We start from the raw sequence: 20,673 nt of genomic DNA on the forward strand, positions 1-20,673 counted from the left end.
TTTCGCTTAAGTGGATGCGAATATTGAACATTGGAATGAGCTGCTATCCCTGGAAAATATCACGGAGGCCGTCGGTATGCCAATCCATTTGGGTAAACTTCCAGAAGGTATAAGCCAATAAGAGGCTTAGCCGGAAGCATTCCAGGTAATAGATCCATTTCCATTGTTCCAGGAGTGCGCCACAATTGATCAGGGTGATCAGGATAAAAGAAGCAGTGAACAGTTTGTCTTCGAAATGCAGCTCCTTATAAAAGGCGGTAAAAAAGCTGAGCAAAGCAATGCAAAGAAAGAGTTGGAAGTTTAAATAAATGCGGAATTTAAAACGATAGGCTGGTTCTGTCTTTTGCTGGAGATATCTTGTTTCCAGGATGGGTCGGATGTTTTGGTCGAGGGTGGCAGGATTTCCAAAAATGATTTTTAGTCTTGCCTTAAAGTGTTTTTCTTTTTTACAGGCCTCAAGGATTTCCAGGTAATAATGAAAGTGTTGCCATAAAAAGCTATAGCTTTTTACCGGGTGGGTAAGGCCATATTTAGGGGCTTCTTCTTCCCGCTGAAAGGTTCCGAAGAGCTTGTCCCAAAAGGCAAAGACGTCGCCATAGTTCTTATCAAGGTATTTCTTGTCGCTGGCATGATGGACTCCATGAAGCGAGGGGGTGATGAAGATGTGTTCCAGCCAGCCTAGTTTTCCAACCAGTTGTGTATGGGTAAAAAAGGAGTAAGCACCATGAACCATGAGAATGGTAATCACCATTGCCGGGTGAAATCCCAGGAAAGGGATTACACACCAAAAGACATTTCTAATCAACGCCTGGAAAATCGTGATTCTTGCAGAAACGGTCAGGTTGAATTCTTCACTCTGATGGTGGACTATGTGTGCGGCCCATAAAAAATTGACCTGGTGGCCTAAGCGGTGATACCAGTACCAGACTAAGTCTGTGACCAGGATCAACAACACCCATACCCACCAGGTATTGGGAATACTAAAGAGGGCATAGTTCTTATATACCCAATAAAACAAGCTGTAAAAACTTGCGGAAATGAATAAGTTAAGTAACCTTTCAGCAATGCCAATACTGATGTTTGCAATTGAGCTCTCATATTTGAAAATTTCCGGCTTTTTTAGATAAATGGCAAGGCGGTATTCCAGATAGAGGAAGAGGAAAAATGCAGGAATGGCAAAGGCCAGGTAGTTTAACTGGATCATTTATGGCTTGTTTCTTATTTTTATAAAACCGGGCAGCCGCCATTGGTCAATCCCTTTTTGCAGGGAATTCAGTTTTCCCGAACGGATCAGGTAACTGATTGCTAATGCAATTAACATGGCCGGGTTATTTAACAAGAGCTGCAAAACGCTGATAAAATGCCGTTGGACTTTTATCATGTTTTGGTGTATATTTCCCCGCTATGATTGGTAGATAAATCACCCTTCTGCGGCTTTCTTCTCCAGTTACTGAGGATTGTGCTACCCTATGCCACAAGCGGCCATCATGAATAGTTAAGTCTCCGGCTTCGGGAACAATTGCCACTTCTGCTGTATCGGGTCTGTTGTCCAGAAAATACTTTTTTCGGAACAGCATGCCATATAAACTCTGCTTGTGGGTTCCGGGAAGTACGCGTAAGCCGCCGTTTTCTGGTTTCAGACTGCTTAGGTGGATGCCAACATTGAGCATCGGATTGAGCTTCTGTCCCTGGAAAATATCACGGAGGCCGTCGGTGTGCCAGCCCATTTGGATAAACTTACTTTCCGGGCCATTGACATAATGATTGAGGACCATGCCGTCTTTTTCTTCTGTACCAAGTCTTGCTCCCGGACCGATTAGTTCTAACAGGGTCTCAAAACGAGGATCATTGGGGAGTTCTGCGAATAATGGGTGATGCTGATTGATAAAGGCAAAACGTTGAACAATAGCAGCGCCATCCAGATCTCTGCCATATTTGATAGGGATGCCGTTGATTTTAATTCTTTGATCTGTAATCCATTTTTGCTGAACTTCAAGGGAAGCCTGAATGATGTCGTTTACGGTTTCCGGCTTGATGAAGTTTTTGAAATGAATGAAGCCGTTTTTATTGAAGAATTCGGTTTGTTCGGTTGTTATTTTGTCCCCTAAGGTGAATTTTATAGATAAATTTTCCATGATGATGAATTTTTAATGCTAAATGTTGAAGTAAACAATGCTGGCTGCGGGTTAAGCCGTCAGTAGCTGAGAAATGATGAAATCGATAATGTATTAGAGATCAACAACAACAATAGCAACAACCAGCCCTTTCGGAGAAGAGCATTCGCATCGTATGTGCGGTATGAATATGGTTGTTATTCTTCATTGAAATAAAGTCTATTAATTTAGTAGACTTTACAAATGTAGGAAAATAATTGTCTCCTCAAATTTATTTTGAAAAAAAAAGAGGGTAAACTGCTATTGCTGATACAAACGGGCTGTGATCCTTTCAATCAGTGACTTAGGGAGAATTCTTGTGCCAAATGCAGAAACTTTGTTTAGAAACCCGGGAATGATCTCCGCCTTTTTATTAAACATACCTTTCAGGGCAATTTCAGCGACACTTTCCGGCGACATGTTAAATTTCTCTGCCAAATCTGCCAAAGCATCCATACCCGCACGACTGGAGAATCCGGTTGCTGTTGGGCCAGGACATAGACAACTTACAGAAACAGCGCTGTCTTTAAGTTCATAGCGTAAAGCGCGACTGTAAGATAGAATAAAGGTTTTACTGGCTGCGTATAACGAAAGTGTCGGTACTGCCTGATAGGCTGCGGTACTGGAAATGTTTAAGATATAAGCTTGTTTTTGCTGTTTTAAAACCGGAAGTAAATGATGGCTTAATTCCAGTACAACATCCACATTGAGTCTTAGCATATTCATCTGATCCGCGAGTGTTAGCTGATCAAAATTACCCCATAGACCATATCCTGCATTGTTGATCAGAATAGATAGGGCAGGAGTCTGTTCCTTACACCAGCTGGCGACCTGATCAGCAGCATTTTCAATCGATAGGTCGATGGGGAGATAAAAAGCCTGAACTTTATATTCTTCATTCACCAGTTTTGCCAGTTGCTGAAGCTCAGCTTCAGAACGGGCAACCAATAGCAGATGATAACCCGCACGAGCCAGCAATAGGGTAATTTGTCTTCCGATCCCTTTACTTGCACCTGTTATTAAAGCATATTTATTCATGTAAAGGGATTAGGTTTATGGTAAGACTGGCTCCGCTGCAAGTTAAACCTTTTTGGAAAATGTCTCTATTTCTTCGATGCTAAATTTTGTCAGTTTTGCGATTTTTTTTGCAGTGGGTAGGCTACCTGTTTGTTAACGTCCATCATGGCCGATCCATACATAATGTTTTTCATTTTAAAAAAGTTTTAGCTGAACTGTAAAATCGGCAGAAGAAAATCGGAGGATATTTATTTCGTAAGATTGTTTTTATTTACAATAATTTGATTATTATTCCTTATTGGTTAATTTTGTGTAGTAAATATATAAATAAACTGTTCAATATACCGTATGTCATATTAATTAATATTATTACTATTACTCTATTTGGATTATGTCAGAAAAAGAAAAGAATGTCAGAAAAGAGTACGCCGAACAGCTCAAAGCCTATCGGAAAAAGGTAAATATCTCTCAGGAGGCCTTTGCTACGGCCATAGCGGTTTATCAGCCTTATATTGCTTCTGTAGAAGCTGGAAGTTTGAGTATTGGGATTGACAAGCAAGAGGAGATTGCTTCTTGTTTTGGTGTCAGGTATTATCAGTTTGCCGATCCTGATTTTCCAATCCCTTCGAGAGACGAATTGTGGGAAGGTATTGAAACTTATATTAAAGCGGCTGGTATAGAAGTTGGCTATTTAAAAAGTAAGACACCAGGACTTGCCAGTTTTATGGACGATCTGCTGCAAAGCGACTTCTTTTTGGAATGGAGGTTGGTTACTGAAATTGTTGCCGAGCTAAAGGATCGCTTTGGGATTGATGTGGTGCCAATGAGGGTTTCTGACATTCTGAATCAGAAGCCAAGGAATCTATTGATTGAGGTTAAAAAGGTTCCGAAAGAACGGTTTAATTTGTATCGCTTAAAAAAATGAGAAAGGCGCCGCTAGGCGCTATTCTCATCTTTAATACCTTTCAATAACGCATAAATTGCCATGGCATGTCCATGGCCTAATTCGAAATCCTGCTTTAGCCAGTTGACAATCTCTGTCGCCTTGATATTGGTTTTTAGTTGTCCATTCTCACTGAATCCTTTTTCATCAGCAATTTTTTTAAAATCCAAAGGTCCAAGACCTGTTTTCTCTTTAATGGTTTTTAGGTAAGCTTGAAATGACATCGCGTTATAGGGTTGGTTTATGTAAACAAATCTAGCGGTAATATTATTGATCCAAAATATGGATAAATGACAAAGTTGAGGGGGGATTGCGACAGATAGTTGGACTTGGCTAAGTAAGCAGGGCTGTGGAGGGTGTTGGATTGTCATCATTCTCTTACAATTCAAATAAATTGATCTATATTTGTTTTCTTAAATTAAATCTATACTATACCGATGAAAGTTGCATTAATTACAGGCGTCACTGGCCAAGATGGAGCATATCTTGCTGAATTTTTACTCAAAAAGGGCTATTTTGTTCATGGGTTAAAAAGACGGTCTTCTTCTTTTAATACGGAGCGTATAGATCATTTATATCAGGATCAGCATGAGAATGATTTAAACTTCAAACTCCATTATGGTGACCTGACTGATTCAACAAATCTAATCAGAATCATTCAGGAAACGCAACCAGATGAAATCTATAATCTGGCAGCGATGAGTCATGTTAAAGTGAGCTTTGAAACCCCAGAATATACGGCCAATGCTGATGGTATCGGACCTTTGAGATTACTTGAAGCAGTAAGGATTTTAGGTCTTATTGAAAAGACTAAGATCTATCAGGCTTCTACCTCCGAATTATATGGATTGGTGCAGGCTGTGCCACAAAGTGAAACCACTCCTTTTTACCCACGTTCTCCTTATGCCGTTGCAAAAATGTACGGTTATTGGATCACTGTAAACTACAGAGAAGCTTATCAGATGTATGCTTGTAATGGTATTCTGTTTAATCATGAAAGTCCGGTGAGGGGAGAAACTTTTGTAACCAGAAAAATTACACGTGCAGCCTGTAAAATCGCCTTAGGCTTGCAAAAGTGTTTGTATCTGGGTAATTTATCTGCTCAACGGGACTGGGGGCATGCAAAGGACTATGTTGAGGCCATGTGGTTGATTCTACAACAGGAAAAACCGGAAGATTATGTGATTGCCACAGGGGTAACAACTACTGTCCGCGATTTTGTAAAAATGAGTTTTGCAGAATTAGGCATAGAAATTGAGTTTAGTGGCAAAGATCAATACGAAAGGGGTGTAATTATTGATGTTGACCAGGAATTGGTACAGAAACTGGGACTAAATGATGAATATTTGAAACCAGGTACAATTGTTGTACAAGTGGACGAAAAATATTTCAGACCAACAGAAGTTGACCTTTTATTGGGAGATCCAACGAAAGCAAATACTCAATTGGGTTGGAAACCTAAGTACGATCTGCCGCTATTGGTTCAGGATATGGTTCATGCTGATCTTCATTTGATGAAGAAAGATGAATACCTGAAACAAGGAGGATTTAAAACGTTGAATTACTTTGAATAAAATATAAAACTGCTGTAAGGCGTTTAAGGTCCTGACTAATATCAGGATGGGGGTCACAAAATCTGCTATATGAATTTTAAAAATACGATAACCGCTGTACTTTTTTTCCTTGGTGTGCTTGTTGCACAAAGCGTTTATTCACAGACTAACTATGCTGATGTTAAAGTTGATGAATTGTCTGATGCTCAGGTTTTGCAAATCATTAAGAAAGCCGAATCAATAGGATATGGCGAAGCTCAGCTGGCTCAAATGGCCGCCGCAAGAGGAATGAAAGCTGATGAAATTCAGAAATTAAAACTTCGCATAGAGAAAATAAAATCCCAGGGATCTGATACCCAGACAGAAAATAAAACTGCAACTACGGGTAGAGAATTTAGCGAAACCACAGATGGAGGAGCTATAGATAACGAAAAGAAAGTGACGGATGAAGAAGTTGGTCCTAAGATATTTGGATCTGATCTATTCAAAAACGGAAACATTACTTTTGAGCCGAACTTAAGAATGGCAACGCCAAAAAGTTATGTGATCGGACCCGATGATAAATTGTTAATCGACCTTACAGGAGACAATGAAGCCAGTTATAATCTTGAAGTAAGTCCTGATGGAGTAATTAACCTGCAATTTGTTGGAAGAATTGCTGTCGGAGGTTTGTCAATCGAACAGGCAATCTCCAAAATTAAAGGGGCAATGTCTAAAACATATCCTGGATTAAGATCAGGACGTACCAATCTGGCAATTAATCTTGGAAATATCAGAAGTATAAAAGTGACCATCACAGGGCAGGCGGTTAAAACAGGAACCTTTACCCTTCCATCACTTGCAACTGTTTATAATGCATTATATGCCGCTGGAGGACCTTCTTTAAATGGATCCTTCCGTAAAATTCAGGTGATCAGAAATAATAAGGTAGTTTCTACTATTGATGTTTATAATTTTTTATTGAAAGGAATTCAACAAAATAATATTCGCCTGCAGGATCAGGACGTCATCAATATCCCTGTTTTTGAAAAACGTGTGGAAATTCAAGGAGAGGTGAAACAAGCAGCCTTGTTTGAGGTAGTAAATGGAGAGACATTGGAAGATATTCTTAATTTTTCAGGTGGTTTTACTACGCAGGCATATACTGCTAAGATCAAATCATTCCAGAATACAGATAAGGAACGCCGTATTACAGACGTTGCTGCAGCTGATTATAGTACTTATATTCCAAAAAATGGGGATAAATTTGTAGTTGAGGCGATTCTTGACAGATTTGAAAACAAAGTCGAGATCATAGGAGCTGTTTTTCGTCCGGGGGTGTATGAGTTAGAAAAAGGACTTACACTAAAGGCATTAATTAAGAAAGCGGATGGTTTAACTGAGGATGCCTTTTTAAATCGTGGTTACATTAACCGATTGAATCCGGATAATACACAAAATCTGATTTCATTCGATGTGGCTAAGATCCTTTCAGGAGCTCAGGCCGATATATCATTGTTAAGAGAAGATAAAGTCACGATCTCTTCTATATTTAGCCTACGTGATGAATATAAGGTAAGTATAAATGGTGAAGTCAGAGCACCAGGGACTTTTGACTACGCAGATAACATGAGACTTGGTGATGTAATACAGATGGCGGGAGGTTTTAAAGAAGGAGCAACACCAAACCGGATCGAGGTTTCAAGAAGGGTTAAGAATAGTGATGCAACTTCCAAATCTGCGGTTACTGCTCAATTGTTTATTCTAGATGTTGATCCTGACTTGAAACTAAGGGAAGACAGCAGCTTTATTTTAAAACCGTTTGATATTGTTGTTGTTCGCAATTCAACAGGTTATGAAGTCCAAAAACAGGTTAAATTAGAAGGAGAGGTTTTATATCCGGGTATGTACACGATTACCAGAAAAGACGAGCGGATTTCAGATCTGATTAAAAGAGCTGGAGGATTGACTCCACTGGCTTATGCCGAAGGATCTTCATTAAAGAGGCCTGGACCAGAGACAGTGAATCCTAAAGGTAAAAATGTAATCAACAATAAAGAAGAAGACGATCTCAAAATGGTTAATTTAAAGCGTTTGCAGGAAGATGGGGCAAAAGACACTTTAAGTTCTGCTTTAACCGAAAAAATCATTTCATCAGATCTTGTAGGAATTAGCCTGGCTGATATCTTGAAAAAACCAGGGTCGAGGTATGATCTTTTCTTAGAAGAAGGAGATATAATAAGAGTTCCTAAGCAGTTACAGACCGTTAAAGTTACCGGTGAGGTTTTGAGTCCTAATAGTATTGTCTACTCTCCTGGTAAAGGTTTTAAAGATTATATAAATGGAGCTGGTGGCTATACTTATAATGCTTATAAAAAAGGAGCACATATTAAATATGCGAATGGCTCAGTAGAGTCTGCCCGAAAATTCCTTTTCTTTAATAATTATCCAAAAGTAAAACCAGGAGCGGAAATTCTGGTTCCGAAAAAGGCTGAGAAGATCGGAATGACTGCACAGAGTTGGGTAGGTATTGGTACTGCTTTGGCTTCATTAACGGCGATTATTGTTTCATTGTTTAGATAATACTTTAGTATTTAGCCCTTTGTCCTCATTAAATGAATTCAGAAAATCAAAATACTAGCGCAACAAATTCCGATGAGATTTCTTTAAGTGATCTCATGAATAAGATTAGAGAATTGCTGCGTTATTTACTTTCCAAATGGTTAGTTGTTGTAATTTTCAGCTTGATTGGAGCTGTTTTAGGCTATACCTATGCTTACTTCAAAAAAGTACAGTATCGGGCTGTGACTACCTTTGTTTTAGAAGATCCCGGATCAGGTGGTGCAGGATTAGGTTCTTTATCGGGGTTAGCGTCTATCGCAGGTTTAGACCTTGGGGGTAATGGTGGAGGCGTTTTTCAGGGTGATAACATTATAGAATTGTATAAATCCAGAACAATGATTGAAAAGACATTATTGACGGAAATTGACTATAATGGAAAAAAACAGCTTTTGATCGATCGGTTTATTGATTTTAACAGACTTCGGGAAAGCTGGGCAAAAGTTCCTGCTTTAAAGGATATTAATTTTAAACCTAATGCGACCTTTACAAGGTTACAGGATAGTGTCCTGGGAACGTTTGTTAATGACATCAATAGAAACTATTTGACGGTTGATAAACTGGATAAAAAATTAAATATTATAAGAACTGAGGTTAAGGCACGGGATGAATTTTTTGCAAAGACCTTTAATGATCAGATCGTAAGAAATGTAAGTGATTTTTATGTGCAAACAAAGACTAAAAAGTCAACAAAGAATTTGAATATTTTGCAGCATCAGACGGATTCGGTAAGAGCAGTAATGAATGGAGCTATTTTTTCTGCCGCTTCCACTTTAGATGCGACACCCAATCTAAACCCTACACGTCAGTCTTTGCGTGCTCCTGCACAAAAAGCACAATACAATGCAGAAACTAATAAACTTATTTTAGGAGAATTAGTGAAAAATCTTGAATTATCTAAGATGTCCCTACAACAAGAGACACCCTTATTACAGCTAATTGACAAACCAGTTTTTCCATTAGAGATAGAGACTCTGGGTAAGCCAAAGGGCATTGTGTTAGGGATGATTATGTTCGGTTTTTTTACGTTAGTGTTTTTAACCTTTAAGTGGATGCTAAAAAAGTAGTTTCTGAACTATTTGAATTTATAATTTATGCACATAAAAAAAAAATCATTAGGTATTGTTGTTCAGGCAAGAACTGGTTCAACCAGATTGCCTAATAAGGTTGTACTTAATTTTTATAATGAACACTCTATTCTTGATCTCATTCTGAATAGATTTGGTGATGAGGATTTAATTACTTACCCTAAAATTTTGGCTACTTCGACGGCAGACGCTGATCGTGTTTTGGAATCCTATGCGTTATCGCATGGATTCAAGTTTTTCTGTGGTAGTGAAAACGATGTTTTAAAACGTTTCATTGACGTTGGTGAAACATATGGCATTACTCATTTGGTTAGGGTTTGTGCAGACAATCCCTTTATAAATCTGGTCTCAGTTAAAACGCTTATTGATTATCTTACAGCATCAGATGAGGATATTGATTACTTAAGCTTTGAAAATAGTAAAGGCCTGCCAACCATAAAAACACATCTGGGCATATTTGCTGAAATTGTATCACTTGATGCGCTTCGAAAAGTTAACGATAGTACAGTTGATAGTCTTTATCATGAGCACGTTACAAATTATATCTATGAGCATAAGAATGACTTTCGTGTTGTGCTTATTCCAGCTCCGGATTCAGTTTATTACAGAGAGGATATAAGGTTGACTATTGATAATAAAGAGGATTTTGAGCTGATGGCAAATCTCTATGCTAAAACTATTCCTATTTCGGCAGATATTGATCGTTTGATCACTTTCATAGATGTAGACGAGGAAAATGACTATAAAAAAATAATGATTGATAACATAAATAAATATACAAAATGACTTATATAATCGGCGAAATCGGACAAAACCACAATGGCTCAGTAGACTTAGCAAAATTAACTATTGACCTGGCTTGCAGACCAATTGAAGAAGATTTGTTTCAAATGGAACTTAAACCAATGGATGCGGTAAAGTTGACCAAAAGGGACTTGTCACAAGAATTATCAAAAACCCAAATGGATGCTCCTTATACTAGTCAACATTCGTTTGGTACCACATATGGTGCCCATAGAGAAGTTTTGGAGTTGAATGATGAAGAACATTTCGAAATTTATAAATATGCAAAAAATAAAGGCTTGGACTTTGTTGAAACACTTTGTGCTGTTGGATGTCTAAGTATTTTTAAACTTTTTTCACCCGACTTCTTGAAAGTTGCCAGTAGAGATTTAACAAATCTTCCTTTGCTTGCAGCTATGGCCGAAACAAAAGTTCCAATTATTATTTCTACAGGAATGGCCGATAAAGCTCAGTTGGATGATGCATTAGATACCATAACAAAATACCATAGTAATATCTCTATTTTACATTGCGTTTCACAGTACCCGACAAGACCGGAGAATGTGAATTTAAACACAATTAAATATTTGCAGAAACATTACTCTGACTATAAAATTGGTTATTCAGATCATACGATTGGAATCTCAACGCCTCTTGCAGCTGTAGCTATGGGTGCGGAAATTATCGAGAAGCATATTACGATAGACAGAAGGATGAAAGGTACTGATCAGGCTGGTTCACTTGGACCTGATGGAGTAAACAGAATGGTTCGCGACATTAGACTTTTAGAAAAATCTTTTGGTGTTGAGGACATCTTTATGGAACCCAGCGTTGTTCAAGCAAAACATAAATTGGAACGTTCTATCGCTTCAAATAAGCTAATTACTAAAGGAAGTGTAATTTCGGAAAATGATATTCACCTACTTTCTCCTGGTGACGGATTTAAATGGAGTCAGCAAGGGTTGGTTATTGGAAAAACTGCTTTAGTTGATATTAATGAAAATGAAGTTATTTATCAACAGGATATTTCTTAGTTGATATTTAAAGTGTTATGTTTTTATGAGCAACAAATAAATGATCTTACCCAAAATAATACTAACGGATATTGATGGTGTTTGGACTGATGGTGGAATGTACTATGATCGGTTTGATAACGAATTAAAGAAATTTAATACCTCGGATAGTGCAGGAGTTTTATTCTGCAGGCTATTAGGGATAGATGTTGGTATTATAACCGGGGAGAATACGGAAATTGTTCGAAGAAGAGCCGAAAAACTTAATATCAGTATTTGCCACCTTGGAATAAAGGATAAAGTTTCCTGTGCCAAAAACATTATTGAAGGGCGATATACCTGGGATGAAGTCGCCTATATTGGGGATGATCTTAATGATATCGCCCTTCTAAAATTGGCTGGAACGACGGGGGTGCCAAATAGTGCTCCTGACTACATTAAAAAATATGCCAATGTAACACTTCTTAAAAATGGAGGAGACGGTGTATTCAGAGAGTTTGTGGAGACCATATTAACAGAATGTGACCTGATGGAAAAAGCGCTTTCTATTTATCTGGAAGGACATGCTAAATTTAGTCAATAGGTACTATAGGTGTTTGGTTAAGAATAAACGAAAGGATTGATGCAGGAATCGGATTTAAGCGACAAATTCATGTCTTTCGAAAAGTCTAACGGACTTTTTGAATTAAAGGACAATAACGGTACATATATATGGGATATCATCAGATTCGATATTTATGTAAATTTGATGTGGGATTTTAAAGCCACACCATTGGTGAAAAGAGATTACAAGGCAAGTTTAAATCTTGCCTTCCTGAAACTTAAAAGTCTTTTTAACTATTGGATAGATAACAAAAAATACGAAAATTTCTTCTATCTATGTTCTCGGAACACGCTGAAGGGTAAGTTGTTTGATCAAAATATACATTCTGTAGTCAACCATTTTCCACTGAATAGTTCTTTCTTATTCGAGAGTAACAGTTCAGCAAGACAAGAATTTTTTTTCAAGAATTCTTTTTATGATTTCCCTCAACTGCTTCATAGGAAGTTTTTTAAATCAAAATCAGTATTCGACTACTCAAAGATAGTCGATACGGTAACTAAGGAATTTGGTTCAAGCACACTTAATGAAGCTCAGTTAGGTTCTTTTGTAAATGCATTTTATAGTGACCTTGATTTCTTTACGAAACTTTTCAAGACTAAAGAGACCAAGCAGATTTTTATTACTCAAAATGGGATTCAGAAAGGTTTTTTTGCCGCAGCAAAGAAATTAAAAATTCCTACTTATGAATTTCAACATGGTATTGTTGATAAGGCACATTTAGCCTATAATTACCCTGATTTGAAGCTGGACATCAACCAAGCCTATCTACCAGATGCTATTTTTTCATTATCTGACTATTGGTTTAAGGAATTGTACTTACCAAATGTTTCGGTCTATCCCCTTGGGAATGACTTTTTTTCGAAAACAATCCCAGATATTACAAATGGGAATAATGCGATAACCATTGTCTCTGCCGATGTTTTTGGCCCAACACTAGAACGTTTTTTATTGTCAAATGTAAATCGTCCTGAAATATTACAGAGGAAGATATTTTTTAAATTGCATCCAAATCAATTTAGAGAAAAAGAACATTACAAATTAAAATTTAGCAAGTGGGAAAATATTGAAGTTGTATCCAATGAATTTTCTATATCCGAATTGATAGAGCAGAGTGATGTACTCTTGACCATACAATCCACCGCCGTATATGAAGCATTGCAAGCAGGACGAAAAGTCATTCTATTAAAAGAAAGTACATATGAAAGACACGCGGAATTATTTAATAACCCAAATCTTTATTTGGTGGGGAATGAAAATGAATTGAACTCTGCGCTGGTCTCGTCTATATCTGCTGCAGGAAAAGTCACCTTCTTTGCACCATTCGATACCAGCATTTTAGAAAAAGCCATTGGAGGTTAAAAGATGTCAAGAGTTGTAAAGCAAACTATTATTTATTCTATAGGTGAAATTGTTCCCAGAATACTATCATTCCTACTCTTGCCTATTTTGACTCAGTACTTATCTCCAACTGATTATGGGATAACTAGTTATACCACGACGATAATGACTTTTATTTTCGTTATTGCCAGTTTATCCTTGAATACTTTTTTGTTGAGAAATTACTATCTGGAGAAGACAGAAGAGGGAAGAAAAGAAATTATAGGCGCGGTATTTGTTTTTATTTGTTTATTCAATCTCGCTCTCCTATTAATTCAGTTACTGGTCTTTCCTGTAGCTATCAAAGGATTCGGGATAAACGTCCCTTTTTACCCTTTCTTTCTTTTAGCAATAATTAATAATTTTTTTGATGTTATTTCAATTATTCCTCTGGTACTTTATAGGATAAAAGAAAATCCTAAAGCATTTGTAATCCTTAGCTTATCTAAGGTTATACTGCAGTTTCTGCTGACCTATCTTCTCGTCGTAAAAATGAACGAAGGCCTTCTTGGAAGTTATATGGCAAGGCTTTATGTAAATATACCCTTTGCCTTAATCTATTGTTATATCATATACAGGAATGGAGTTTTTGTGTTTAGGATAGATAAAATTAAGGCTGCACTGGCATTTTCTTTACCGCTCTTACCCGCAAGCTTATCTTATCTGATTGTTTCTGTAAGCGATAGGATTATTTTGGAAAGATTTATTCCATTAAATAAATTAGGGATCTATTCTGTTGCATTTACGCTGTCACTAGCTTTAAACATTGTGATACAGGCCCTCTATAAAACTTTTGAACAGATTATCTTCAAAAAGCATCATGATGAAGGGTTTAATGACTTGAATTTAAAGTTATTTAAAGTCTTTTCTATTTTTGTAATCTGCGGAGGTTTGGCTATATCGATTTTTAGTCAGGAAATATTCACGATCATTGCGTCTGAAAATTTCTTTGTAGGACATGAACTTGTACCTGCTATGGTTGTCGCAGTTAGTATAACTGGATTAAATACTTATCTTGGGACATTGTTGATCGCAAATGATAAACGCAAGCTTGTCGCTGTATTAACTACCATCTCAGCAGTATTGTGCATTGCTCTTAATTTGATTTTTGTGCCATTTTTTGGATATTGGGGCTCCATTTATTCGACTATTTTGGCTGTTTCTGTAATCACTGTTGTTTCCTACACTAAATTAAACTTAAAGATGAATGTAGTGTATTATCAGATAGTGGTTTTATCATTAATTATTTTGGCCCCATATTATCTAAATGAGGCTACTTCCGAAATGAATTTTTTCCTTAGAGTGTCGCTTAAATTATTATTTACGCTAATAGTATTTTTTGTTTCATTTTCTGCTTTAAAGATTGATATCTTTAAGGAGATCAAACTAATAGGGATCAAAAAAAAATAATGAAAGAATTTCGTGGTGTTGCTGTTCTCCTCCTGCTATTGACGGTTGGGTTAATTTCCGGGTGCAAAAAAAATAAGGATGGACTTCCTGCAAGTGATATTGATTACTACAAAGTTTGGGATGAGGCCCCTCATAATGGCTTTACTGATCTAACCCTTTTTAAAGGGAAATTTTATCTGGTATTTAGAGAGGGGACATCTCATGGATCTAATGATGGAGCAATAAGAATTCTAAAAAGTGATGATGGAAAATCCTTCAGTGCTATAGCCAGGTTTGCCGATGAACAATTTGACTTGAGAGATCCTAAAATTGTTAATATGGGTGATTCTCTGCTATATCTTCAATATGGCATGGCTGACCGTGGGAAGGGAATCATGAGAAATGGGATAAAATGGAGTAAGAATGGAGATGAATGGGAAAGTGGCAGGTTTACCTCCAAAGATAAATGGTGGTTATGGGGTGTGTCTATGGTAGATAAAGAGCTAATGTCTATTGGTTATAGTTTTTATAAGAATGATTACAATAACCTATATGTGTCAAAAAAATTAGGTCATTACGATGAGGTCGGCAGTATACAAACCGGAAATCTTTCATCAGGTGAAACTTCACTGGCGAGTAATAAAGATACTATTTTCTGTGCAATAAGGGCTACACATTATAGTTTGCCTTCTTATATAGGATATGCTACTAAAAAGAAATTAAAAGATTGGAAATGCTTTAGTCAGAATCCAAAACTTATACTTGGAGGGCCTAAAATGTTCTTTCTTCCAAATCGAAAATTATATCTCCTGACAAGAAGTGCTAATAGTGGGTCATTACAAACAGACTTGTTTTTGGTCGACCGAAAAACATTTGAACTTTCCTACATCCTGACTTTGCCTAGTTCTGGAGACAATGGGTACGGTGGCATAGCATTTGATAAGAAGAATTTGTTTATAAGCTACTATTCAACATTTAATAGTAAATCCCAGATCTTGATTGCGAGATTTCCATTATCACAATTTAAATAATATGAAAAGGATCGGTTTTCTAATAGTCTTCTTTAATTGTATTTTGATTCGGTTTGCGGTAGCACAAAGCCTGACTGTGGTTGAAAATTTTAAAAGCGATTTTAAGATTACCATTTCCAGTGATGCAGGAGTTATAGAGAAACAGGCAGCGAGTGAATTGCAGGCTTATCTGCAAAAAATAAGTGGAGTGAAGCTTCCTATTGTAAATGATTTGAAAGGTAATAACCAATTCGTTATTGGTAAAGCAGATTATATCAAACAAACTGTGCCTGATATTAATTTTAATAAATTGGGAGAGGATGGATTTCTTATTAAGCGGATAGGTAACCGGATAATTTTCGCCGGCGGAACTGAGAAGGGTACATTATATGCGGTATATAGTTTTTTGGAAAGGTACTTAAATTGCCGTATGTATGCCCCCGATGCAGTCGTAATTCCCAAGAGGAAAACGATTCTGTTAAACGAAGTAAATACCTTACAAGTACCAACAATAAAATACAGGGAAACTTTTTACTGGCCATCCAGAGATGTGTTATATGCAAACTGGCATAAGGTGGATCGGAATAAAGGAAATAGCTCTCAATGGGGCAATTGGGTACACTCAGCTTTGGAGCTTGTACCCCCGATGAAGTATTTTAAAGATCATCCGGAATATTATGCTGAGCGTAACGGTAAGAGAGTTGCAACACAGCTTTGCCTTTCAAATGATAAGGTTTATCAGATTGTAGTAAGTGCGCTGAAAGATAGGATGGCAAAGAATCCTAACGCCAGATACTGGTCCGTTTCTCAGGAAGACAATGGTAATTTTTGTCAATGCGACCAATGTAAAGCAGTAGATGCAAGGGAAGGTAGTCCCTCTGGTTCTATCATTAATTTTGTAAATAAGGTAGCTGGTAACTTCCCAGATAAAACCATTAATACACTTGCATATTCATATAGTGTTGTTCCCCCTGCTACGCTTAAACCAGCTAATAATGTTTTGGTTGCTTTTTGCACTAGTGGAAATCTTGACCGTGGAAAACCATATCATTTAGATGCCAATAACAGTAATTATGTAAAAAATATCACCCGATGGGGCCAGATTTCAAGTCAATTCATGATTTGGGACTACATTGTGGACTTTAAAAATTATACAATGCCGTATCCGAATCTCGCGGCCATACCTGTCAATATTAAGTATTTTGTAAAAAATAACGCAACTGCACTTTTTATGCATGGGAATTATTATGGAGGAGGAGAGTTTGCGGAGTTGAAATGTTATTTGACTTCTAAATTGATGTGGGATCCTAACGCTGATTCGAAGCAGATTATTCAGGACTTCATGCTGGGGTATTACGGTAAAGCTGCGCCTTATATTAATAATTATTTACAAGCACTTACACTTGCTTATCAGAACTCTAATGTTCCCTTGGGAATGTTTGATAACCCAAACGATCATTTGAAAGATTACTTAAATTCTGCTAATTCTTCTAACTATCTATCTATACTAACTAAGGCTGCAAAGAGTGTTGTTGGAAATCAGATTCTTTCTAACCGGGTAAAGAGGGTTATTGCCAGTGTTAATTATGGAATACTTACCAATGGTATGTATAATGCAATCTCGAATGGTAATGTTTTAAAAAATACATCTGGAAAATTGATTTATAGCACAAAGGATTATAAACGATTAGATCAGGTATACCAAACGCTTAAAGAGGAAAAGGTAGAACGGCTTTCTGAAATGACGACAACACCGGAAGAGTTTAAAACAAAAATATCAGGAATCTTTAACGGGGCTGAAAAAATGTTTGTACCGAATAATCTTGCACTCAACAAAAAGATTTCTTTGACCTATCCGCCAACAGCTATTCATGCAAAATATGCAGGTAATAACGCATTGATTGATGGCTTGAGAGGTGATTTGAGTTCAGGCCTAGATACATGGCAAGGCTTTTACGGAGGTCGATTTGAAGGAATAATTGATCTATTGAAGCCTGTTACAGTGAAATCAATAAGCATAAATTTTTTAAAAACTCCTGCGGTAAACGTTGTATATCCAGAAGATATTAAGTTTTACTATTCTGCCGACGGCAAAAATTATATTGAATTTATAAATTTGCAAACAAGTGTTGTTGAGCGTAATGCTCAATCGGAAGTGACTGCTTTTTCGGTAAGCAGCAAACCGGTGAATTGTCGCTATATAAAAATATCTGCCTTCAATAAAGCCAAGGCGCCAATGCTTACAGATGAAATTATAGTAAAATAATGTTCGGGTGAAATTTAGGCATTATACTTGTGAAGGGGGAAGCAATCGAAGATTTTGATAACTTCGTGTTTTTTGGAAATAATGAGATTGACTCTTTTTTTTGTAAAAGCTTGATTTCTAGATATATGTTGTATTGCTGCTTAATGGTTAAGAATGAATAGGTTTCAAAGAGCAATGCATATGCTCAAAACAATTCTGCTTTATAGGACTATTTTTAAAAAGATAGGTTATAGATCTATAGTGATTAATCCATTAAAGATTGAAAACGGAAAAAATATTTTAATTGCAAATAACGTCTTGATAGGTTATAAGTCTTGGTTGGCAGCATCTCCTCTAACTGGAGAAAGTGAATGCATTTTAGAAATCGGTGAAGGTTGCAGTATTGGTAATTTTAACCATATTTACTCTACTAAGCAGATTATTCTCGAAAAAAACGTATTGACGGCAGATAAAGTATATATTTCGGATAACCTTCATGGATATAAGAATGTAAATTTGCCAATTATTAAACAACCAATTGTTCAAAATAACATTGTAGTTATTGGTGAGGGAAGTTGGATTGGTGAAAATGTGTGTGTGTTAGGGGTGAAAATAGGAAAGAACTGTGTAATAGGGGCTAATTCGGTGGTCACAAAGGATATTCCTGATTATTGCGTAGCCGTTGGATCTCCAGCGAAAATTATCAAACGATATTGTTTTGATACCAATGAATGGTTAAAAACAGATAAGAACGGAAATTTTATTAATGAAGTAGCTATATGAAAAATATTTTAATAACCGGGGGAGCTGGTTTTATAGGATCTAATTTGGCCCTAAGGTTAATCGATAAAGGATTTAATATTACAATTTTAGATAATCTTTCTACACAAATTCATGGAGAGGATGCCGAAGAGAATTCATTCCTTTTTTTGACAATAAAAGATAAGGTTAAATTCATCAAAGGCTGTGTAACCTCAAAGGAGGACTGGATAAAAGCGATTTCAGGTCAGGATGCTATTGTTCATTTTGCTGCTGAAACAGGAACGGGACAATCCATGTATGAAATCGAAAAATATACAACTGTTAACATTGGTGGAACTGCAATTATGCTTGACCTGCTGGCAAATAATCCGCATAATGTAAAAAAGGTAATTATTGCTTCTTCCAGATCTATCTATGGAGAAGGTAGGTATTGGTCAGAAGAGCTAAATGGTTTTGTTTATCCAAAACATAGATCAGATAGTTTTATGTCGGCTGGAGATTTTGAAGTTAAATATAATGGTTTATCAAAGCCCTTACAATTGGTAGGTACAGACGAGGAATCGAAAATTCACCCATCATCGGTATATGGTATTACCAAACAGAATCAGGAGCAAATGATTATGACTGTTTGTCCTACAATAGGGATTGCTCCAGTTGCATTCAGGTACCAGAATGTATACGGGCCAGGTCAATCTTTATCAAATCCTTATACCGGTATTCTGTCTATTTTTTCCACACTAATCAAAAATGGAAAAGACATCAACATATTTGAAGACGGGATGGAATCGAGAGATTTCGTTTACATCGACGATGTGGTTACAGCCACAATCTTAGGACTGGAAAATGAGGCGGCAAATGGTGGTGTTTTTAACGTTGGAACAGGGGAAGCTACAAATGTGATTACAGTTGCCAATGAGCTCATTAAGAATTACGGCATTGATACAAAGGTAAACATTACAGGGAATTATCGCCTTGGAGACATACGTCATAATTATGCTGACCTTAAAAAGATTAATGCGACTCTAGGATTTGAGCCTAAATACAATTTTGAAGCTGGAATTAAGAAATTTACAGATTGGGTACTGACCCAGGAGATTACAGAGAGTAAATATGATATCTCTATTTCGGAAATGAAAGAAAAGGGATTATTTAAATAATGGATAAAAAACGGGTTTTATTTATTGGGATTGGATTTTACGATTATGAAAAGGCAATAACTGGTCAGTTTAAGCAGCTTGGATATGAAGTTGACTATTTTTCTGAAGTACCAGCAAATGGATTAAAGTATCGACTATATTCCCGGTTTAATAACACTGGTGAATTGGAAAAGATAAGGGCTAAGCATAGTATTCAAATAGCAAATAATTGTTCAACTGATTATGATGTTGTTTTTATAATTAAGTGCGAGTATTTAACGGTTCAAGCACTTGAAATAATTAAACTAAAGAATCCGAAAGCTAATTATGTACTGTATTTATGGGATTCCATTACACGGCTGACAAATATTGAAGCAAAATTTCCTTTCTTTAATAAAGTATACTCTTTTGACAGGTTGGATTGTTTATCCAATGAGCTGCTTAATTTCAATCCGTTATTTTTTAGGGAAGAATATATAACGGATCAAATTGATATTGAGAGAGAGACTTTTGGGCTTTACCATCTTGGTTGGTATCATTCTGATCGTTTACATCTAATTGTAAAAATTGCTAGATACCTTGATGAAAATAGCATTAAATATAATCTGGTATTATTTACGGGGTATTTTAGTTATTTAATGCAAAGACTATTTGGGGGGGAGTTAGGTAAGAATAGGAAATATCTGATTTTTAAGACCCTTTCAGCAGCGTCAAATTTTGCTAATATTCTTAAATCAAAATCTACATTAGATATAGCGCATCCACTACAAAGTGGATTAACAATGCGAACGATAGAATTACTTGGGGTACAAAGAAAGATAATTACTACAAATTCAGACATTGTCAATTATGACTTCTATCATCCAAATAATGTTTTGGTCATTGATCGTGAAAACCCAGTTTTGAATATTGAATTTTTTGATTCGGAGTTTATTCCGGTTTCCAATGAAATTGTCTCAAAATATTCAATTCATAATTGGTTAAAAAGAATGCTGAATTAAG

18 protein-coding genes are annotated in these 20,673 nt (G+C 36.5%); 14 read left to right on the plus strand and 4 right to left on the minus strand.

The window, feature by feature from the left end; all coding sequences use genetic code 11:
* Nucleotides 1-43: 43 nt before the first annotated feature.
* The 3 genes from AAFF35_RS00065 to AAFF35_RS00075 all read right to left on the minus strand — a co-directional run bounded on the left by AAFF35_RS00065 (nt 44) and on the right by AAFF35_RS00075 (nt 3,191).
* The gene (locus tag AAFF35_RS00065; RefSeq protein ID WP_342330309.1) at nt 44-1,204 is read right to left on the minus strand and encodes a sterol desaturase family protein; all 1,161 of its coding nucleotides are present in this window, start codon (nt 1,202-1,204) and stop codon (nt 44-46) included.
* A gap of 124 nt (nt 1,205-1,328) precedes the next feature.
* The gene (locus AAFF35_RS00070) at nt 1,329-2,135 is read right to left on the minus strand and encodes a phytanoyl-CoA dioxygenase family protein (protein ID WP_342330310.1); all 807 of its coding nucleotides are present in this window, start codon (nt 2,133-2,135) and stop codon (nt 1,329-1,331) included.
* 279 nt (nt 2,136-2,414) lie between these two features.
* On the minus strand, nt 2,415-3,191 hold the full coding sequence (locus tag AAFF35_RS00075; RefSeq protein ID WP_342330311.1) for an SDR family oxidoreductase: 777 nt from the start codon (nt 3,189-3,191) through the stop codon (nt 2,415-2,417).
* 370 nt (nt 3,192-3,561) lie between these two features.
* Between AAFF35_RS00075 and AAFF35_RS00080 the strand changes: the two genes are divergently transcribed.
* The gene (locus tag AAFF35_RS00080; protein ID WP_342330312.1) at nt 3,562-4,095 is read left to right on the plus strand and encodes a helix-turn-helix transcriptional regulator; all 534 of its coding nucleotides are present in this window, start codon (nt 3,562-3,564) and stop codon (nt 4,093-4,095) included.
* 11 nt (nt 4,096-4,106) lie between these two features.
* On the opposite strand, the gene AAFF35_RS00085 is transcribed toward AAFF35_RS00080, so the two are convergent.
* Nucleotides 4,107-4,337: a DUF4287 domain-containing protein gene (locus tag AAFF35_RS00085; RefSeq protein WP_342330313.1), complete on the minus strand. Its 231-nt coding sequence runs from the start codon at nt 4,335-4,337 to the stop codon at nt 4,107-4,109.
* 213 nt (nt 4,338-4,550) lie between these two features.
* Between AAFF35_RS00085 and gmd the strand changes: the two genes are divergently transcribed.
* From gmd to AAFF35_RS00150, 13 genes are all read left to right on the plus strand, one after another.
* Nucleotides 4,551-5,687, plus strand: coding sequence for a GDP-mannose 4,6-dehydratase (gene gmd, locus AAFF35_RS00090; protein ID WP_342330314.1), 1,137 nt, complete (start codon nt 4,551-4,553; stop codon nt 5,685-5,687).
* Between the two features lie 69 nt (nt 5,688-5,756).
* Entirely contained in the window at nt 5,757-8,228 is a 2,472-nt protein-coding gene (locus tag AAFF35_RS00095; protein ID WP_342330315.1) for an SLBB domain-containing protein, read from the plus strand.
* Nucleotides 8,229-8,260: 32 nt separating this feature from the next.
* Entirely contained in the window at nt 8,261-9,331 is a 1,071-nt protein-coding gene (locus tag AAFF35_RS00100) for a Wzz/FepE/Etk N-terminal domain-containing protein (protein ID WP_342330316.1), read from the plus strand.
* Nucleotides 9,332-9,358: 27 nt separating this feature from the next.
* On the plus strand, nt 9,359-10,138 hold the full coding sequence (locus AAFF35_RS00105; protein WP_342330317.1) for a hypothetical protein: 780 nt from the start codon (nt 9,359-9,361) through the stop codon (nt 10,136-10,138).
* Nucleotides 10,135-11,169: an N-acetylneuraminate synthase family protein gene (locus tag AAFF35_RS00110; protein WP_342330318.1), complete on the plus strand. Its 1,035-nt coding sequence runs from the start codon at nt 10,135-10,137 to the stop codon at nt 11,167-11,169. Before AAFF35_RS00105 ends, AAFF35_RS00110 begins: the two co-directional genes overlap by 4 nt.
* A 40-nt stretch (nt 11,170-11,209) precedes the next feature.
* Nucleotides 11,210-11,731 (plus strand): HAD hydrolase family protein, encoded by a 522-nt coding sequence (locus AAFF35_RS00115; RefSeq protein ID WP_342330319.1) that lies wholly within the window; start codon nt 11,210-11,212, stop codon nt 11,729-11,731.
* Nucleotides 11,732-11,767: 36 nt separating this feature from the next.
* Nucleotides 11,768-13,111 (plus strand): hypothetical protein, encoded by a 1,344-nt coding sequence (locus AAFF35_RS00120; protein WP_342330320.1) that lies wholly within the window; start codon nt 11,768-11,770, stop codon nt 13,109-13,111.
* A gap of 3 nt (nt 13,112-13,114) precedes the next feature.
* A complete protein-coding gene (locus AAFF35_RS00125) occupies nt 13,115-14,539 on the plus strand; it encodes an oligosaccharide flippase family protein (protein WP_342330321.1) in 1,425 nt (474 codons plus the stop codon).
* Complete coding sequence (locus AAFF35_RS00130; protein ID WP_342330322.1) at nt 14,539-15,549, plus strand: hypothetical protein; 1,011 nt, start codon at nt 14,539-14,541, stop codon at nt 15,547-15,549. Before AAFF35_RS00125 ends, AAFF35_RS00130 begins: the two co-directional genes overlap by 1 nt.
* Before the next feature lies 1 nt (nt 15,550).
* On the plus strand, nt 15,551-17,794 hold the full coding sequence (locus tag AAFF35_RS00135) for a DUF4838 domain-containing protein (RefSeq protein WP_342330323.1): 2,244 nt from the start codon (nt 15,551-15,553) through the stop codon (nt 17,792-17,794).
* A gap of 153 nt (nt 17,795-17,947) precedes the next feature.
* The gene (locus AAFF35_RS00140; RefSeq protein WP_342330324.1) at nt 17,948-18,556 is read left to right on the plus strand and encodes an acyltransferase; all 609 of its coding nucleotides are present in this window, start codon (nt 17,948-17,950) and stop codon (nt 18,554-18,556) included.
* Nucleotides 18,553-19,692, plus strand: a complete 1,140-nt coding sequence (locus AAFF35_RS00145) for an NAD-dependent epimerase/dehydratase family protein (RefSeq protein ID WP_342330325.1) — start codon at nt 18,553-18,555, stop codon at nt 19,690-19,692. Before AAFF35_RS00140 ends, AAFF35_RS00145 begins: the two co-directional genes overlap by 4 nt.
* A complete protein-coding gene (locus AAFF35_RS00150) occupies nt 19,692-20,672 on the plus strand; it encodes a hypothetical protein (protein ID WP_342330326.1) in 981 nt (326 codons plus the stop codon). Before AAFF35_RS00145 ends, AAFF35_RS00150 begins: the two co-directional genes overlap by 1 nt.
* Nucleotide 20,673 lies beyond the last annotated feature (1 nt).

This window comes from Pedobacter sp. FW305-3-2-15-E-R2A2, assembly GCF_038446955.1.
Classification (GTDB): Bacteria; Bacteroidota; Bacteroidia; order Sphingobacteriales; family Sphingobacteriaceae; genus Pedobacter.

Bases quoted from the DNA above. Each gene is read 5' to 3' on its own strand.
- gmd (WP_342330314.1), top strand. From the start codon at position 4,551: ATGAAAGTTGCATTAATTACAGGCGTCACTGGCCAAGATGGAGCATAT.
- AAFF35_RS00125 (WP_342330321.1), top strand. From the start codon at position 13,115: ATGTCAAGAGTTGTAAAGCAAACTATTATTTATTCTATAGGTGAAATT.
- AAFF35_RS00145 (WP_342330325.1), top strand. From the start codon at position 18,553: ATGAAAAATATTTTAATAACCGGGGGAGCTGGTTTTATAGGATCTAAT.
- AAFF35_RS00100 (WP_342330316.1), top strand. From the start codon at position 8,261: ATGAATTCAGAAAATCAAAATACTAGCGCAACAAATTCCGATGAGATT.
- AAFF35_RS00135 (WP_342330323.1), top strand. From the start codon at position 15,551: ATGAAAAGGATCGGTTTTCTAATAGTCTTCTTTAATTGTATTTTGATT.
- AAFF35_RS00130 (WP_342330322.1), top strand. From the start codon at position 14,539: ATGAAAGAATTTCGTGGTGTTGCTGTTCTCCTCCTGCTATTGACGGTT.
- AAFF35_RS00075 (WP_342330311.1), bottom strand. From the start codon at position 3,191: ATGAATAAATATGCTTTAATAACAGGTGCAAGTAAAGGGATCGGAAGA.
- AAFF35_RS00115 (WP_342330319.1), top strand. From the start codon at position 11,210: ATGATCTTACCCAAAATAATACTAACGGATATTGATGGTGTTTGGACT.
- AAFF35_RS00095 (WP_342330315.1), top strand. From the start codon at position 5,757: ATGAATTTTAAAAATACGATAACCGCTGTACTTTTTTTCCTTGGTGTG.
- AAFF35_RS00065 (WP_342330309.1), bottom strand. From the start codon at position 1,204: ATGATCCAGTTAAACTACCTGGCCTTTGCCATTCCTGCATTTTTCCTC.
- AAFF35_RS00080 (WP_342330312.1), top strand. From the start codon at position 3,562: ATGTCAGAAAAAGAAAAGAATGTCAGAAAAGAGTACGCCGAACAGCTC.
- AAFF35_RS00140 (WP_342330324.1), top strand. From the start codon at position 17,948: ATGAATAGGTTTCAAAGAGCAATGCATATGCTCAAAACAATTCTGCTT.
- AAFF35_RS00070 (WP_342330310.1), bottom strand. From the start codon at position 2,135: ATGGAAAATTTATCTATAAAATTCACCTTAGGGGACAAAATAACAACC.
- AAFF35_RS00150 (WP_342330326.1), top strand. From the start codon at position 19,692: ATGGATAAAAAACGGGTTTTATTTATTGGGATTGGATTTTACGATTAT.
- AAFF35_RS00105 (WP_342330317.1), top strand. From the start codon at position 9,359: ATGCACATAAAAAAAAAATCATTAGGTATTGTTGTTCAGGCAAGAACT.
- AAFF35_RS00110 (WP_342330318.1), top strand. From the start codon at position 10,135: ATGACTTATATAATCGGCGAAATCGGACAAAACCACAATGGCTCAGTA.
- AAFF35_RS00085 (WP_342330313.1), bottom strand. From the start codon at position 4,337: ATGTCATTTCAAGCTTACCTAAAAACCATTAAAGAGAAAACAGGTCTT.